This is a genomic window from Leisingera sp. (genome assembly GCF_982940295.1).
In genome coordinates this window covers 55566-71085 of sequence record NZ_CEYXRG010000002.1, presented here as the reverse complement: position 1 = coordinate 71085, position 15520 = coordinate 55566, and the positions used below count along the sequence as shown (strand labels likewise).

Below are 15520 nucleotides of genomic sequence, written 5' to 3'. Positions count from 1 at the left end.
CTGGCTGCCCTTAACGTGTTACGCGGGGGAATCTTGCTATGACGTTAAGCCCGTGCCAGCCTGTCTCCAGTATTGGAGGGTGCCATGCCGCGTCTGTTTGCTTCTGTCTTATTGTATTTTATTGCTTTTATTGCGTTTTTGCCCTCGGCTTGGGCCGGGCCGGCGGTTCCTGATTATCGTTACCGCTCTTATGCGGATACCGATTTCTACGGCTCCGACCTGCAGCCGCTGTTTGATACGGACGTGGCCTCCTGTGCCCGCGCCTGCTCCGCTCAGGCCGACTGCGCAGGCTTTGTCTTCAACCAGCGGGCCAGCGCCTGCTTCCCCAAATCGGCGCTGGGGCAATCCAGCCCCTACGCAGGCGCCCTCTCCGCGGTGAGACAGCCCGCCGCGCCCGGGCTGGCCGCCGCGGCAGCGTCCCGCGCGGCACGGCTCGGGTTCCTGCCGGCGCAGGACTTGCAGAACGCCGCCGCCTTTGCGCGCACTTTGGGGCTGGATTACCCGCTGGCCGCCAGTGATCCGGCGGAGGCCCGCGCCGCCGCCCGCGGCCGGCTGCGGGACGGCGATTCCCCTGCCGCTCTGCGCTGGATGGCGCAGGCGGTGGTGCTGAGCGATGAGGCCGCGGATTGGACACAGTTCTCCGGCTATTTGCTGCGCGCTGCCAAGGACAGGGGCAGCCGCAGCCAGCAGCGCCGCTTGCGCGCGCAGGGCTACCTCGCGGCGGTGAACGGCTACTTGCGGGCCGCCACGCCTGCCGCGCAGGCAGAGGCGCTGGCGGCAGCAGCCCGCGCACAGGAGCTGCAGGCAAACGGCCGCGCCATGCTGCCGCTTTTGCGGCTGGCGCAGGACATCGCACCTGATGCCGGCCGCGCCGCGCAGCTGGAGGATGCGACTGCCAAATACGGTTTCCGCGTGCTCACCAGCACGGTCGAAAGCGACAGCGCCGCGCCGCGCATCTGCGCCGAGTTCTCAGAGGATCTGGAGCAGGCCGGCACCGATTACGAAAACTACGTCCGCATGGCCGAGGCCGGCCTGGCCGTCACCGTCCAGGGCCGCCAGCTCTGCCTCGACGGGGCGGAGCACGGCAAGCGCTACCGCCTGACCCTGCGCCGCGGCCTGCCCGCGGCCAGCGGCGAGCAGCTCTACAAAGATGTGGAGCTGACCCACTACGTGCGCGACCGCTCCCCGCAGGTCCGCTTCCCGGGGCGTGCCTATGTGCTGCCAGCCGGCGGTGCCGCTGCGCTGCCGGTGGAAACCGTGAACCTGACAGAACTGGACCTGCGCCTGCGCCGGGTCAGCAGCCGCAACGTGCTGCGCACCCTGCAGGAGGGCTATTTCGCCAAGCCGCTCTCCCACTGGGAAGACAAGCATTTCGCCGCTGACATTGCCGAGGAGATCTGGACCGGCAGTGCCGAAGTGGACACCGCGCTCAATCAGGCCATGACCAGCCGGCTGCCGCTGGAAGATGCGCTGACAGGGCAGAAGAAACCGGGCCTTTACGCGCTGACCGCCCGGGTCCCGGGGGCCGACCCCTACGAGGATGCTGGGGCAACACAGTGGTTCGTACTGACCGGCCTTGGCCTTTCCACCATGTCCGGCAGCGATGGCCTGCATGTGCAGGTGCAGGGCCTGGCGGATGCCAAGCCGGAGGAAGGCGCCGAGGTCAGCCTGATCTCCTCCGCCAATGAGGTTCTGGCAACCCAGACCAGCGATGCCAGCGGCTATGTGCATTTCGCCCCCGGCCTCACCCGCGGCACCGGCGGCAAGGCGCCCGCGCTGATCACCGCGCGGGCAGGGGAGGGCGATTTCACCTTCCTGCCGCTGAACGATGCCGCCTTTGACCTGTCAGACCGCGGCGTGGCCGGGCGTCCCGCGCCGGGGCCGGTGGATGTCTTCCTCGCCACCACCCGCGGCGCCTTCCGTGCGGGCGAAACCGTGCATGTGACCGCACTGGCCCGTGACAGCAAGGCCCAGGCCATCGACAGCCTGCCGCTGACCGCAATCCTCTTGCGCCCCGACGGGGTGGAATACACCCGCCAGACCTCGGCCAATGGCCATCAGGGCGGCCATGTCTTCGCGCTGGAAACCGGCCCCGCCGCCCCGCGCGGCACCTGGCGGATTGAGATCAAGAGCGACCTCAAGGCCCCCGCGCTCGCCAGCCGCCAGATCCTGGTTGAGGATTTCCTGCCGGAGCGCATCGACTTCACGCAGCAGGTCACCAATGCAGACGCCCTCCAGCCCGGCGGCGCCGCCCAGATAGACTTGCAAGCCGACTACCTGTTCGGCGCGCCGGGCGCTGGCCTGAAGGTGGAGGGCAGCATCCGCCTGACCGCCGCCAATACTCTCGAACAATGGCCCGGCTTCCGCTTCGGCCGCTATGATGAAGCTGCCGCGTCCCAGACCGAATATTTCGGCGGCCAGGAAACCGGCGCCGACGGCAGCGCATCCTTCACGGCCAGCCTCCCCGCCGCCACCCCGGCAGAGGGCAAGCCGTTGCTGGCCACGCTCACCACCCGCGTCGCCGACGGCTCTGCCCGCCCGGTGGAGCGCGTGCTGGAGCTGCCGGTCCGCCCCGCAGGCCCGGTCCTCGGCATCAAGCCGCTGTTTGACGAGGCCGCGCCGGAAGGCTCTGAGGCAGGCTTTGAGCTGATCGCTCTGTCGCCGGACCTGAAACCCCTGCCGATGCGCGTCAAATGGACCCTGAACCGGATCGAGACCCGCTACCAGTGGTATCAGCTCTACGGCAATTGGAACTGGGAGCCCATCACCCGGCGCACCCGTATCGCCACCGGCGAGGCGCAGCTGGGCAATGATCCCCTGCCGCTGTCGCAGCCCGTCGACTGGGGCCGCTATGAACTGGTGGTGGAACGCCTGGACGGAGAATACGCTTCCGCCGCTTTTGACTTCTACGCCGGCTGGTACGCGCCCGAAGGCAGCACTGAAACACCGGCAAGGCTGGAGCTGTCGCTGGACCGCGAAAGCTACGCCCCCGGCGACACCGCCCGCCTGCGTATCGTGCCGCAAGCTGCCGGCACTGCGCTGGTCTCGGTGGTCTCCAACCGCCTGATCCACCGCATGGCGGTGGAGGTTCCGGCTGGCGAAACCGTGATCCCGCTCGAAGTGACACAGGACTGGGGCAGCGGCGCCTATGTGACCGCCACGGTAATCCAGCCCGTTGCGGCTGAGCGCGGCCGCACCCCGCTGCGCGCCCTGGGCCTGGCCCACGCGGCCGTCACCCAGCCCGGACAGCAGCTGCAGGTCGCCATTGACGTCCCCGATGTGGTCCGCCCGCGCGGCACCCAAGTCGCCAAGCTCCGCGTCGATGGCGCGGCAGAGGGCGAAGAGGTCTGGCTCACCGTCGCCGCGGTGGACCTCGGCATCCTCAACCTCACCGGCTTCACCAGCCCCGACCCCAGCGCGCATTACTACGGCCAGCGCCGCTTAGGCGTGGAGCTGCGCGACGTCTACGGCCGCCTGATCGACCCGGGCAACGGTACCATGGGCCGCATCCGATCCGGCGGCGATGCGGACAGCGGCATTAAGATGCAATCGCCGCCGCCGACGCAGGATCTGGTGGCACTGTTCTCCGGCCCCTTGCAGGTGGACGTCAACGGAGAGGCCGAATTCCCGATGACCCTGCCCGCCTTCAACGGCACCGTGCGGCTGATGGCGGTTGCCTGGTCGGGCAAGGCCGTCGGCCAGGCAGAAGCCGACATGCTGGTTCGCGACCCCGTCGTGGTCACTGCCTCCCTGCCGCGCTTCCTGGCGCCGGGTGATGAAAGCCGCGCAAGGATAGAAATCGTCCATGCCGACGGCCCGGCAGGTGAGATGAAGCTGACCGCAACAAACGCAGGCGGCCTGACGCTCGGCAGCCTGCCTGCCTCCGTCACACTGGCGGAGCAGGGCAAGGCCGTGCTGGACCTGCCGGTGACGGCAGAAACCGTGGGCGACCATGAACTGACGCTCACCCTCACCACGCCCGATGGGCAAGAGTTGCGGCAGGACCTGCGGATGCCGGTCCGCGCCAATGATCCGGTGACGTCAGAGACCCGCCGCTTCACCCTCGCAGGCGGCGACACCTTCCTGTTCAGCAGGGACGTCTTCGCGGGCCTGCGCCCCGGCACCGCGCGGGCCACCATCTCCTCGGGCCCGCTTGCCAAGTTCGACGTGCCGGGCCTGCTGGCCGAACTGGACCAGTACCCCTACGGCTGCACCGAGCAGGTGACATCCAAGGCCCTTCCGCTCCTCTACCTCAGCAGCGTGGCGCAGGCAGCTGGGCTGGGCAACGGCCCGGCGGTGGACGCCCGCATCAACGCCGCCATCCGCAAGGTGCTGACCCGCCAGGCCCCCTCGGGCGCCTTCGGGATGTGGCGCGCCGACAGCGGGGAGTTCTGGCTCGATGCCTACGCCAGCGACTTCCTCAGCCGCGCCCGCGCCCAGGGCTACGCGGTGCCGCAGCAGGCCTTTGCTCAGGCAATGGACAACCTGCGCAACCGCATCAACTACGCTGCCGACTTCGACACGGGCGGCGAGGAGATCGCCTATGCCCTGCTGGTGCTGGCCCGCGAAGGCGCGGCCCAGATGGGCGATCTGCGCTACTACGCGGATGTAAAGGGCGACGCCTTTGCCACCCCGCTCGCCGCCGCCCAGCTGGGCGCAGCCCTGGCGGCCTATGGCGACCAGCGCCGCGCCGACCGGATGTTCGCCCGCGCCGCGCAGATGATCGGCTCTGATGAACAGGGCGAAGCCCGCCTCTGGCGCGCCGATTTCGGCACCCAACTGCGTGACACCGCCGGCGTTCTGGCGCTGGCGGCAGAGGCCGGATCGGAGGCGGTGGATCGCGCCCGCCTGTCGTCGCGGCTTGCCAATGCGTCCGGCACCCGCTCCACCCAAGAGTCCGCCTGGACCCTGATGGCCGCCCACGCCCTGGCGCAAACCCCCGAAGACTCCGGTCTGCTGGTCAACGGCCAGCCCGTGCAGGGCCCGTTTGTTGAGGCCGCAGACGGTCAGGACACGCCGGAGCTGGCGCTCACCGCCGCCAGCGGGCGGACGGCAGAGATCACCCTCACCACGCTTGGTGTGCCCGAGGTTCCGCCCGCGGCGGGCGGCTTCGGCTACACCATCGAGCGCAGCTATTACTCGCTGGAGGGCCAGCCGCTGGAGGCGCAGTCCGTGCAGGCTGGCGCGCGGTTCGTGGCGGTCCTGCGGGTGAAACCGCATGAAAAGACCGGTGCGCGGCTGATGATCAACGATCCGCTGCCCGCGGGGTTTGAGATCGACAACCCCAACCTTCTGCGCTCCGGCGACTTGCGCGATCTCGACTGGCTGAACCCGGCTGAGGCCGAGCACGCCGAGTTCCGCACTGACCGCTTCCTGGCGGCGGTGAATGTGCGCGATGCCTCGCCTGTGACGCTGGCCTACGTGGTCCGCGCGGTGACGCCCGGCGTGTTCCACCACCCGGCGGCCTCGGTTGAGGACATGTACCGCCCCGCCTACCGCGCCCGCACCGGCACGGGGCGGGTAGAAGTCAGGTGAAACGCTGGCGGAAAAGAGCTGAGGGCAGCGCCTGTCCGCGGGTGGGCGAGTATCGCCCGCCCAGGGGGGCGGACGGGGGATGCCCGGCCTATCGGCCAGGCAAAAGGCGGAAATGGAGCGTTCTGGCCTTAGCGCTTCTGATAGCGGTGACGTTCTCCGCCTACCGCAGCTTCGACACTTGGATCGAGAATGCAAACCTCCCTCTCACCCTGTCGGAGACCTCCACCGAAGTCCTTGACCGCAACGGCAAACTCCTGCGCGCCTACCCCGTGGATGATGGCCTCTGGCGCCTCGCGGTGCAGCCCGCCGACGTCGACCCGCGCTTCCTGAACATGCTCCTGCGCTATGAAGACAAGCGCTTCCGCTCCCACGCCGGCGTCGACCCCATCGCCCTGATCCGCGCCGCAGGCCAGGCGCTGTGGAACGGGCGCGCGGTCTCCGGCGGCTCCACCCTCACCATGCAGGTCGCGCGCCTCTTGGAGGACGGCACCACCGGCCGCTGGGCGGGCAAACTGCGCCAGATGCGGGTGGCGCTGGCGCTGGAACGCCGTCTCAGCAAGGACGAAATCCTCACCCTCTACCTGACGCACGCCCCCTATGGCGGCGCGGCAGAGGGCATCCGCGCGGCAACCTACAGCTGGTTCGGCAAAGAGCCGAAGCGCCTGACGCCGGCAGAAGCTGCGCTGCTGGTCGCCCTGCCGCAGAGCCCCGAGCGCCGCCGCCCCGACCGCTTCCCCGAGGCCGCCAGTAACGCCCGCGACCGGGTGCTTGAGCGGATGCAGCGTCAGAACCTCCTTAGCGAGGAACAAGCCGAGGCCGCCCGGCGCACCCCGCTGCCGCACCAAATGGCCGCCTTCCCGCGCCTCGCCCCGCATCTGGCGGACCGGGTGGCGGCCCAGCACCCCGGCAACCGCCAGCTGCGCCTGACTCTCGATGGCGCAATGCAATCGCGGATGGAGAGGCTGCTGGCAGAGGCCGTCCGCAGCAGCCCGCGCCTCTCCGCCGCCCTCATCGCCGCTGACCACCAGACCGGCGAAGTGCTGGCCCTGGTCGGCTCGCCCGGTTACTCGGACGCCGCACGCCGCGGATACGTCGACATGACGCAGGCGATCCGTTCCCCCGGCTCCACCCTGAAACCGCTGATCTACGGCCTCGCCTTCGACCAGGGGCTGGCCCACCCGGAAACCCTGATCCACGACGGCCCGGTCAACTTTGCAGGCTATGCGCCGCAGAACTTCGACGGCGAATTCCGCGGCGACATCCGCCTGCGCGAGGCGCTGCAACTTTCACTGAACATCCCCGTCGTGAAACTGACGCAAGAGCTTGGCCCGGCCCGGGTGATGGCCGCCCTGCGCGCCAGCGGCGCCGGACCTCAACTGCCCGGCGGGGCGCCTGGCCTGGCACTGTCGCTTGGGGGCCTCGGCATCAGCCTGCAGGACATGGTGCAGCTTTATGCCGGGCTGGCGGCAGGCGGGCAGGGGCCGCGCCTGCGCGTGATGCAAGGCGAAGCACGCGCTCCCGCAGGCCGCCTCGCCTCTCCCGAGGCTGCCTGGCAGGTGGCTGACATCCTGCGCGGCCTGCCGGTGCCAGCGGGCGCGCGTGCAGGCACCATCGCCTACAAGACCGGCACCTCCTATGGCCACCGCGACGCCTGGGCGATCGGCTGGGACGGGCGCCATGCGGTCGGCGTCTGGATGGGCCGCGCCGATGGCACCCCGGTGCCGGGCATCTTCGGCGGGGACCTTGCCGCGCCGGTGCTGTTCGAAGCCTTCGGCCGCCTCAAACCCGCACTCGACCCGCTGCCGCCGCCGCCGCCCGCGACGCTGATCGTCAGCTCTGCCGAACTGCCGCAGCCTTTGCAGCGTTTCCGCCCCCGCGATGCGGCTTTCGCGGAGGCTTCAGACGCGCCGGAGCTGGTCTTCCCGCCCGAAGGCGCAAGGCTAGAACTTGCGGGCGCCGACCTCACCCTCAAACTCCGCGGCGGCACCGCCCCCTTCCTGGTGATGGCCAACGGCCGGCCGGTGCTATCGGGCCAGCGCCGCCGCGAGTTCGCTGTCCCCAGCCCCGGCCCCGGCTTCTCCTCGCTGGTGGTTGTCGATGGCTCGGGCCGCTCCGACCGCGTTAATCTTCGGATCGACTGATCCCGCAATTCCAAGAGGCCCTGCCATGCTGAAACCCTTCCCCGCCGCCTGCAGCCTTGCCTTGTCCGTGGTCCTGGCCGCCCCCGCCGCTATGGCCGCCTGCGCCACCGATGCCGAAATCGCCGCCTTTGTGGACAGCTACTTGGCCAAGACCCCGGCGCAGGCTCTGTCGCCCGGCGCCAGCATGGAGGACGCGCTGTGCTCCCAGGCCAAACTCGCCGCGGCGCTGGAACCGCATTTAGGGCCGGTCATCGGCTACAAGGCGGGCCTCACCAGCAGACCGGCGCAGGAGCGTTTCGGTGCCTCCGAACCCGTGCGCGGCCTGCTTTATCAAAACATGATGCTGGACGATGGCGCCACGCTCGACGCCTCTTGGGGCGCGATCCCGATGGTCGAGGCCGATCTGGTGCTGGTGGTCGCGGATGAGGGCATCAACACCGCGTCGACGCCGCAGGAGGCCTTAGCCCATATCTCCGCCATCCGCCCCTTCATCGAACTGCCCGACCTCACACTGGCCAAGGGCCAGCCATTCACGGCTGAGACGATCACAGCGATGGGCGTGGGCACCCGCCTCGGCGTCCTGGGCGCTCCGGTGCCGGTGGAAGACCCGGCTGAGATGTCCCGCATGCTGGAGGCAATGACCGTCTCGATGCGCGACGGCGCGGGCGGTGTGCTGGTGCAGGCGCCGGGCCGCGCGGTGCTGGGCAACCCGGTGAATGCCGCCCTCTGGCTGCGCTCCAAGGGCGTGGCGTTCAAGGCAGGCGACCTGATCTCCGTTGGCTCCTTCGGCCCGCTGTTCCCGCCGCAGAAAACCAAGGGCGGGATCAGCGTGACCTACGAGGGCCTGCCAGGCGATCCGGTGGTTTCGGTGAGCTTCAAGGAATAATCCGCAGGCGGCTGGATGAGGTGTTTCGCTTCGGGCTGCGCCCGAAGCGACCCGCGCCGCGCCTTTGGCGCGGCGCTTGGCCCAACCAGGGCGGTGTCCGTCAGGAAACCTGCGATGGGCGGGAGTACTCCCTGGTCCAGCGGGCGGTCCCGGCTGAAACGCCTACCGCCGTCCCTCGCGCAGCCAGCCGGCCACCAGGAAGAAGGCCGCCATCACCAGCGCCAGCCAGGCGGGCAGCAGCGGCCCCTGGGAAACCGACAGCGTTTCATAAGCCTCGCGCGGGGTCAGGCCGATCCAGCCGCGTCCGGCAGCCGGGCGTCCGGCGCGCACGCTGCGCAGGGCAGGCATCCCGTCCTCCAGCCGCAGCACTCCGCCGCGCAAAGGCGCCAGCACCGGCTCCAGCACTGCGCCGGAGGCCAGGGTCTCCTCAAACTCCTTCGGCGCGGCAGGCCCCAGCCCGGCGACCGCGGTCTTGCCGCCTTCCTCCAGCCGGTACAGCCCCGCCTCCGGCCCCTCATAGCGGGTTTCCCACTGGCCCGGCGCGGTCTGGCGCAACGCCAGCTCCACCGTGGAGCCATCCGGGTTGGTCACCGTCACCGGCCCGGCCTCCCCTGCCAGCGTCCGGCGCAGGATGCGCATCCGCTGGCCCGAGGTCTCGGCCCACAGCGCCTCTTCCTCCAGTTCCGGCTCCTTCATCATCCAATGGGCGAGACGGCGCAGCAGCTCCAGCTGCGGGCCGCCGCCCTCGTATCCGCGGCTCCACAGCCAGGCGTGGTCCGAGGCCAAGAGCGCCACCCGGCCCTCGCCCACCCGGTTCAGCACCAGCAGGGGCCGCTCGCCTGCGCCGTTCATCAGCACGTGGCCCTCCGGCGTGCGCAGCTCGATCTGGCGCAGCCAGCGGCCCCAGTCCTCCGCGCCCTCGAGCCCGGAGGTGACCGGATGCTGCTTGCCCAGATCGGTGACCTCCGGGCGGTAAGCTTCCTCCAGCACCCGCGCCGATGGCTCTGCGGGCAGGATCAGCGACAGCGGCGAGCGGTAGATGCTGTCGGCGCTGGCGAAATCCGGCCCCGCCGCCACCAGCACCGCGCCGCCGCCCATCGCATAGTTGGCGACATTGTCCAGGTAGACCGCCGGCAGGATGCCGCGCCGCTTGTAGCGGTCAAAAATGATCAGGTCGAAGTCATTGATCTTTTCCAGGAACAGCTCGCGCGTCGGGAAGGCGATCAGCGACAGCTCCTCCACCGGCACCCCGTCCTGCTTCTCCGGCGGGCGCAGGATGGTGAAATGCACCAGGTCCACCGCGCTGTCGGATTTCAGCAGATTGCGCCAGGTGCGCCCGCCCGCATGCGGCTCGCCCGAGACCAGCAGCACCCGCAGCCGGTCGCGCACCCCGTTGATCTGCACCAGCGCGGCGTTGTTGCGCGCGGTCAGCTCACCCGGCTCTTCCGGGACGGAGAACTGGATCACGTTGCGCCCGCCGTGCTGCAGCACCATCGGCAGCTCGAAATCCACGCCGACAGGCAGGGTAAAGCGCTGCGCTTCATCGCCGCCGACCGAGATGTCGAGATCGGCAAAACCGCCCTGCACCGGCACCGCGCCCTGATCCTCGATCCGCAGCGTCAGGGTCACCGGCTCGCCGATGATGGCAAAGCCTGGGGCGTTCCTGACGATCAGGCGGCGGTCCCAGTCGTCCTCGCGCCCGGTCAGCAGCAGATGCATCGGCGCCGGCAGGTTCAGAACCTGGTCCGCGTCATGCACCTGGCCGTCTGACAAGGCGATGATGCCGGCAACCCGCGCCCGCGGCTCATCCGCCAGCGCCCCGGCAATGGCGCTCATCAGCCGGGTGCCCTCATCGCCCGCGCCATCCGCAACGGTGACCCAGCGCACTTCGGTGCCGGGACGGTTCGCCAGCGCTGTCTTCAGCTGGGTACGGGCGCGGGCCATCTGCTCCGGACGGCCGCGCAGCTGCTGGCTGGCGGTCTGGTCCTCGGCAACAATCACAATGTCATCCAGGGGCGCGCGGTCCTCGCTCTGATGCACCGGACCGCTGAGCGCCGCCAGCAGCACCAGCGCGGCCAGCGCCCGCAGGCCCCAGCCCGACAGCCCCTTCCACACCCCCAGGATCAGTGCCGCAAGGGTCACAGCCCCCGCGGCCCAGATCACGGGCCAGGGCACCAGCGGGTCGAACAGGATCGTCTGTGTCATCGCATCCGCCCCCTATTGCCCCAGCCGGTCCAGCAGCGCCGGCACATGCACCTGGTCGGATTTGTAGTTGCCGGTCAGCACATGCATCACCAGGTTGACGCCAAAGCGGAACGCCAGCTCCCGCTGCCGCTCCCCGGCATAGCCGCGCCCCACCGGCAGCAAGGGCCGGCCGTTTTCATCCACGGCCCAAGCCGACGCCCAGTCGTTGCCGCCGATCACCACCGGCGTCACCCCGTCGTTGAGGTTGCGGAAGGGGATGCCCTCGGCCTGTTCCGCATCGGCCGGCGCCGCCTCGACCCAGACCGGACCGCGGCTGTGGCGGCCGGGGAAATCCTGCAGCAGGTAGAAGGCCCGGGTCAGCACGTGGTCCTCCGGCACCACTTCCAGCGGCGGAATGTCCAGGGGCAGGGCAATCTGCTGCAACCGCCGCGCCGTCGGGCTGGTTGCGCCAGAGGAGGAGAGATCGGCGTCGCGGGTGTCGAACAGGATCATCCCGCCCGCCCGCAAGTAGGCGTTCAGCTTGCCATAGGCCTCCGACGACGGCAGCGGCTGGTCGCGGGTAACGGGCCAGTACAGCAGCGGGTAAAACGCCAGCTCATCCCGCTCCAGATCCACCGCCGCCGGGTTGGCCGGCTCCACCGAGGTCCGGAAGAACAGCGTGTCTGACAGCCCCCGCAGGCCCGCCTCGGCAACCCGGTCGACCTGAGGATCGCCGGTCAGTACATGTGCCAGCACCAGTTCCGAGGCCAGTTCGGCTGCCCGGAAATCCTCAGGCGAAGGCACGTCCTGCGCCCGCAGCTGCTGCGGGGCGGCCAGCGCCGCCAGCCCCATAGCAGCCGCCAGCGCCGCCGTGCGGGCACCGCCCAGCAGGCCGGAGACCGCCAGCGTGCCCAAGACGTCCAGCGCCAGCAGCGCCAGCGCCAGCGTCAGCAGCGCCCCGCCCAGCGGCATTTCCTGCGGCGTGTCATACCCGCTGACCTCGACAAAGGCGGGCCAGCGCGCCGCCAGCAGCTCATCTCCTGGACGCAGCACGTTGCGCGCCAGCATCCGCCGCCCGCCATCATAAACCCCGGGCCGCAGCTCCGGCCCCGCGGGGGCGGCCACCAGGTCCGGCCCCTTGACGCCGGGCAGCGTTTCCGCCGCCTCCAGCCGGCCAAAGCCGTCCAGCACTTCGACCGGTGTCCAGGTGGTGCCTTCCAGATCCTCGGCCTTTGGCGTGGCGGCGGAAGAGGACACCGCCAGCCGCTCCAGCATCGACACGAACAGCCCCGACAGGGGCAGGCTGCTCCATTCGGCGTTGGCGGTCACGTGAAACAATACCACCTGGCCCTGTCCCAGCGTCTTGCGGGTGACCAGCGGCGTGCCGTCCGCCAGTTCGGCAATCACCCGCTCCGCCAGCTGCGGATCGGGCTGCGCCACCACCTGCGAACTGATCGCGACCTCCTCGGGCACCTCGAGCCCGTAAAAGGGCGAGCTCTCGGCAAAGGGCGCCAGCGTCTTGGGCTCGCCCCAGCTCATCGCGCCGCCGATGCTGCGCCCGCCAATGCGCAGGCGAACCGGCATCAGGGGTTCCTCGCCGCTGCGGGCAGTGTCGCTGGCGGCCAGCCGCGGCCCGGCAAAGCGCAAGAGCAGGCCGCCGTTTTCCACCCATTTGATGACCTGGTCTTCCTGATCCGGGGCCAGCCGCGCCACGTCGGCCAGAACGATCACATCCGGATTGGCCGGCAGCAGATCCGCCAGAGCACCCTCCAGCAGCTCCGCCGAGGGCGCCAGCGCCTGGCGCAGGTAGTGCAGCGGCGACAGCAGGGCCAGCCCCTCATCGGCGCTTTCGGAGGAGACCAGCGCAACCTCGCGGCGTCGCAGGCTTTCATCGGTCAGCGCCACTGCGCCCGCCGACCTCACCTCGCGGATTTCGAACCGCGACAGCCGCGCCCGCAGCTCCGCGGGCAGCGACAGCTCGGCGGAGGCGCTGCGGGCGCCATCGGCAAACCGCAGCGGCAGCGCCGCCAGGCTGCGGGCGGTGCCGCCCGGATCCTTGCCCTGGGCCACAACCGTGACCTCCTGCGCAGGTCCGCTGCGGCTGCGCTGCACCGTCAGTTCAATCGCGCCGCCGGTATAGCTCGCGGGCATCAGCCCCAGCACCGGCGCGGGCTGTTCAAAGACTTCGATGCCGCCGCGGCGGCTCAGCGCCTGGACCAGCCCCTCGCGTCCCGGATACTCCAGCCCGTCGCTGAACCAGATGGTGTCAAAGCGGCCCTCGGCCCCGTCAATCGCGTCCAGCGCCTGCGCCAGCTGCTCCGGTCCCGGCTGCCAGGGCAGGGGCACCAGCCCGGCCAGCTGCCGCTGCCAATCGCTGGCGGCGCGGAACAGCAGCGGTTCCGGCGCGCTCAGGCGCAAAACGGCCACCGGGCGTCCGGCCCGGCCTGCCTCCTCCAGCTGCACCGCAGCCTGGGCGGTGGTCTGCTTCCACTCCGCAGCACCGCCCCAGCTCGCATCCATCACGATCAAAAGCGGCCCGCTGCCGCCAGTCTCCTCGGCCGAGGGGTTCAGCACCGGCCCCGCCAGCCCGATGATCGCCGCCGCAACCGCCAGTGTCCTCAGCAGCAAGAGCCACCAGGGCGTGCGGTCCGACAGGCTCTCGTCGTCTTTCAATCCCAGCAGCAGCGTCACCGCCGGGAACGGCTGGCGCCTGGGCGCTGGCGGCACTGCGCGCAGCAGCAGCCACAGCACCGGCAAGGCCAGCAAGCCCAGCAGCAGCCAGGGCGCGGTAAAGCCGATGCCCGCAATCATTGTCATGGCGCGGTCCGCTCCATTGCGTGATAGAGCCACATCAGCGCGTTCTGCGCTGGTGTGCCAGTGTGATGCTGCCCGAACCGCCACCCTGCCTCGTGGCACAGCCGCTCCAGGGCAGCGCGCCGCTCCGCCAGCCGATCCAGATAGCGCTCCTGCAGGGCAGAGGCCTTCAGTGTTTCATGTGTAACACCGCCCGCGATGCTCTCGAACAGGGTGCGCCCGGAAAACGGAAACGCTTCTTCTGCCGGGTCCAGCACCTGCAGCAGCACACCCCGGACGCCGCGCGCGGCGGCCTTGGACAGCGCCTGCTCTACCGGTACATACGGCCCCAGGAAATCCGAGATGAACAGGGCGCGCGCGTGCGGGATCAGGGCGCGGCCATTGGGCGGGGCATAATCTTCCTCTTCGTCATCCGACAGCGCTTCGGCCAGCCGCAGGATTTGCACATTGCCGCGCCGGGGCGGCAAGCTGCCGCCAGTGAGGCCCACACGCTCGCCGCCGTGCACCATAAGCACCGACGCAGCGAGGCCCAGAAGCCGGGCCTGATCAATCTTCTGCGGCAGCTTGGGGGAGGAGGCGAACCGCATTGAGGCGCCGGTATCCACCCACAGATGCACCGTCTGCGAAATATGCCATTCCCGCTCGCGCACATACTGGATGTCGCCCATGGCAGAGCGCCGGTGGTCGATCATCCGGCGGCTGTCGCCGGCCTGGGCCGGGCGGTACTGCCAGAAATCATCCCCCGTGCCGGCCCGGCGGCGGCCATGCTCGCCCATCAGCACCGACCCGGCCAAGTGCCGCGCCTGCACCAGCAAGGGCGGCAGGGTGCTGGCCTCGGCCTCTGCCCGGTGCCGCAGTCCAACCGCAGCCTGAGAGGCGGCGGGCCTGGTCACGCGGCGGCCCCGGTCCGGGCCAGATCCGCGGCGGTTTCCTCGATCAGGGCGGCCAGGCTTTCACCGCGCGCACGGGCGGCAAAGTTCAGCTGCATCCGGTGGCTCAGCACCGGGCGGGCCATGTCCAGAACGTCCTCGGCATTGGGTGCCAGCCGCCCCTCCAGCAGCGCCCGCGCCCTGACTGCCAGCATCAAGGCCTGCGCCGCCCGCGGACCCGGCCCCCAGGCCACGGTCTGCGCCACATGGTCAGAGACACCGGGTTCTTCAGGCCGGAAAGCGCGTACCAGGTCCAGAATCATCTCCACAACCGACTCGCCCACCGGCATCCGCCGCAACAGGGTCTGCGCTTCGATCAGCTCAGCAGCGGTAAACACCTGATAGGCCTCTGCTTCCTCCGCCCCGGTGGTGGCCAGCAGGATATCCCGCTCAGTCGCGCGGTCGGGATAATTCACGTCGATCTGCAACAGGAACCGGTCCAGCTGCGCCTCCGGCAGCGGATAGGTGCCCTCCTGCTCAATCGGGTTCTGGGTTGCCAGCACATGGAACGGCGCGCCCAGCGAGCGGTCCTCGCCCGCCACCGTCACCATCCGCTCCTGCATCGCCTGCAGCAGCGCCGACTGGGTGCGCGGGCTGGCCCGGTTGATCTCATCCGCCATCAGCAGCTGGCAGAACACCGGCCCCGGCACGAACCGGAACGACCGGTGCCCGTCGGCGGCGGTGTCCAGCACCTCGGACCCCAGAATGTCCGCCGGCATCAGGTCCGGGGTGAACTGGATCCGGTTGCCATCCAGCCCCATCACCGTGCTCAGCGTCTCCACCAGCCGGGTCTTGCCCAGCCCCGGCAGACCGATCAGCAGCCCATGGCCGCCGCACAGCAGCACCGACAGCGTGAGGTCCACCACCCGTTCCTGGCCGATGAACCGTTTGGTGATCGACGCGCGCGCCTCCTGCAGCTTGGCTTCCAGCGCTTCGATGCCGGCCAGCAGATCGTCCGTTTCAGGCATGACATTCCTCGTTTCCCGGATATATGCTGTTACTCTATCGTGCTGACAGGAAATGGCAAAAGC

Annotated in this window: 7 protein-coding genes; 3 read left to right on the top strand and 4 right to left on the bottom strand. The window is 69.7% G+C overall.

Annotated elements, in window-relative coordinates:
• Positions 1-84: 84 nt before the first annotated feature.
• The 3 genes from AC4HIX_RS02195 to AC4HIX_RS02185 all read left to right on the top strand — a co-directional run bounded on the left by AC4HIX_RS02195 (position 85) and on the right by AC4HIX_RS02185 (position 8562).
• Entirely contained in the window at positions 85-5535 is a 5451-nt protein-coding gene (locus AC4HIX_RS02195) for an alpha-2-macroglobulin family protein (RefSeq protein WP_490397714.1), read from the top strand.
• Between the two features lie 146 nt (positions 5536-5681).
• Positions 5682-7676 (top strand): penicillin-binding protein 1C, encoded by a 1995-nt coding sequence (gene pbpC / locus AC4HIX_RS02190; RefSeq protein WP_490397713.1) that lies wholly within the window; start codon positions 5682-5684, stop codon positions 7674-7676.
• Between the two features lie 25 nt (positions 7677-7701).
• Positions 7702-8562: a 2-keto-4-pentenoate hydratase gene (locus AC4HIX_RS02185; protein WP_490397712.1), complete on the top strand. Its 861-nt coding sequence runs from the start codon at positions 7702-7704 to the stop codon at positions 8560-8562.
• A gap of 162 nt (positions 8563-8724) precedes the next feature.
• On the opposite strand, the gene AC4HIX_RS02180 is transcribed toward AC4HIX_RS02185, so the two are convergent.
• The 4 genes from AC4HIX_RS02180 to AC4HIX_RS02165 are packed head-to-tail and all read right to left on the bottom strand — an operon-like array spanning position 8725 to position 15457.
• Positions 8725-10767, bottom strand: coding sequence for a hypothetical protein (locus AC4HIX_RS02180; protein WP_490397711.1), 2043 nt, complete (start codon positions 10765-10767; stop codon positions 8725-8727).
• 12 nt (positions 10768-10779) lie between these two features.
• The gene (locus AC4HIX_RS02175) at positions 10780-13563 is read right to left on the bottom strand and encodes a DUF4159 domain-containing protein (protein WP_490397710.1); all 2784 of its coding nucleotides are present in this window, start codon (positions 13561-13563) and stop codon (positions 10780-10782) included.
• A complete protein-coding gene (locus tag AC4HIX_RS02170) occupies positions 13560-14453 on the bottom strand; it encodes a DUF58 domain-containing protein (protein WP_490397709.1) in 894 nt (297 codons plus the stop codon). Before AC4HIX_RS02170 ends, AC4HIX_RS02175 begins: the two co-directional genes overlap by 4 nt.
• A complete protein-coding gene (locus tag AC4HIX_RS02165; RefSeq protein WP_475048077.1) occupies positions 14450-15457 on the bottom strand; it encodes an AAA family ATPase in 1008 nt (335 codons plus the stop codon). Before AC4HIX_RS02165 ends, AC4HIX_RS02170 begins: the two co-directional genes overlap by 4 nt.
• Positions 15458-15520: the final 63 nt, after the last annotated feature.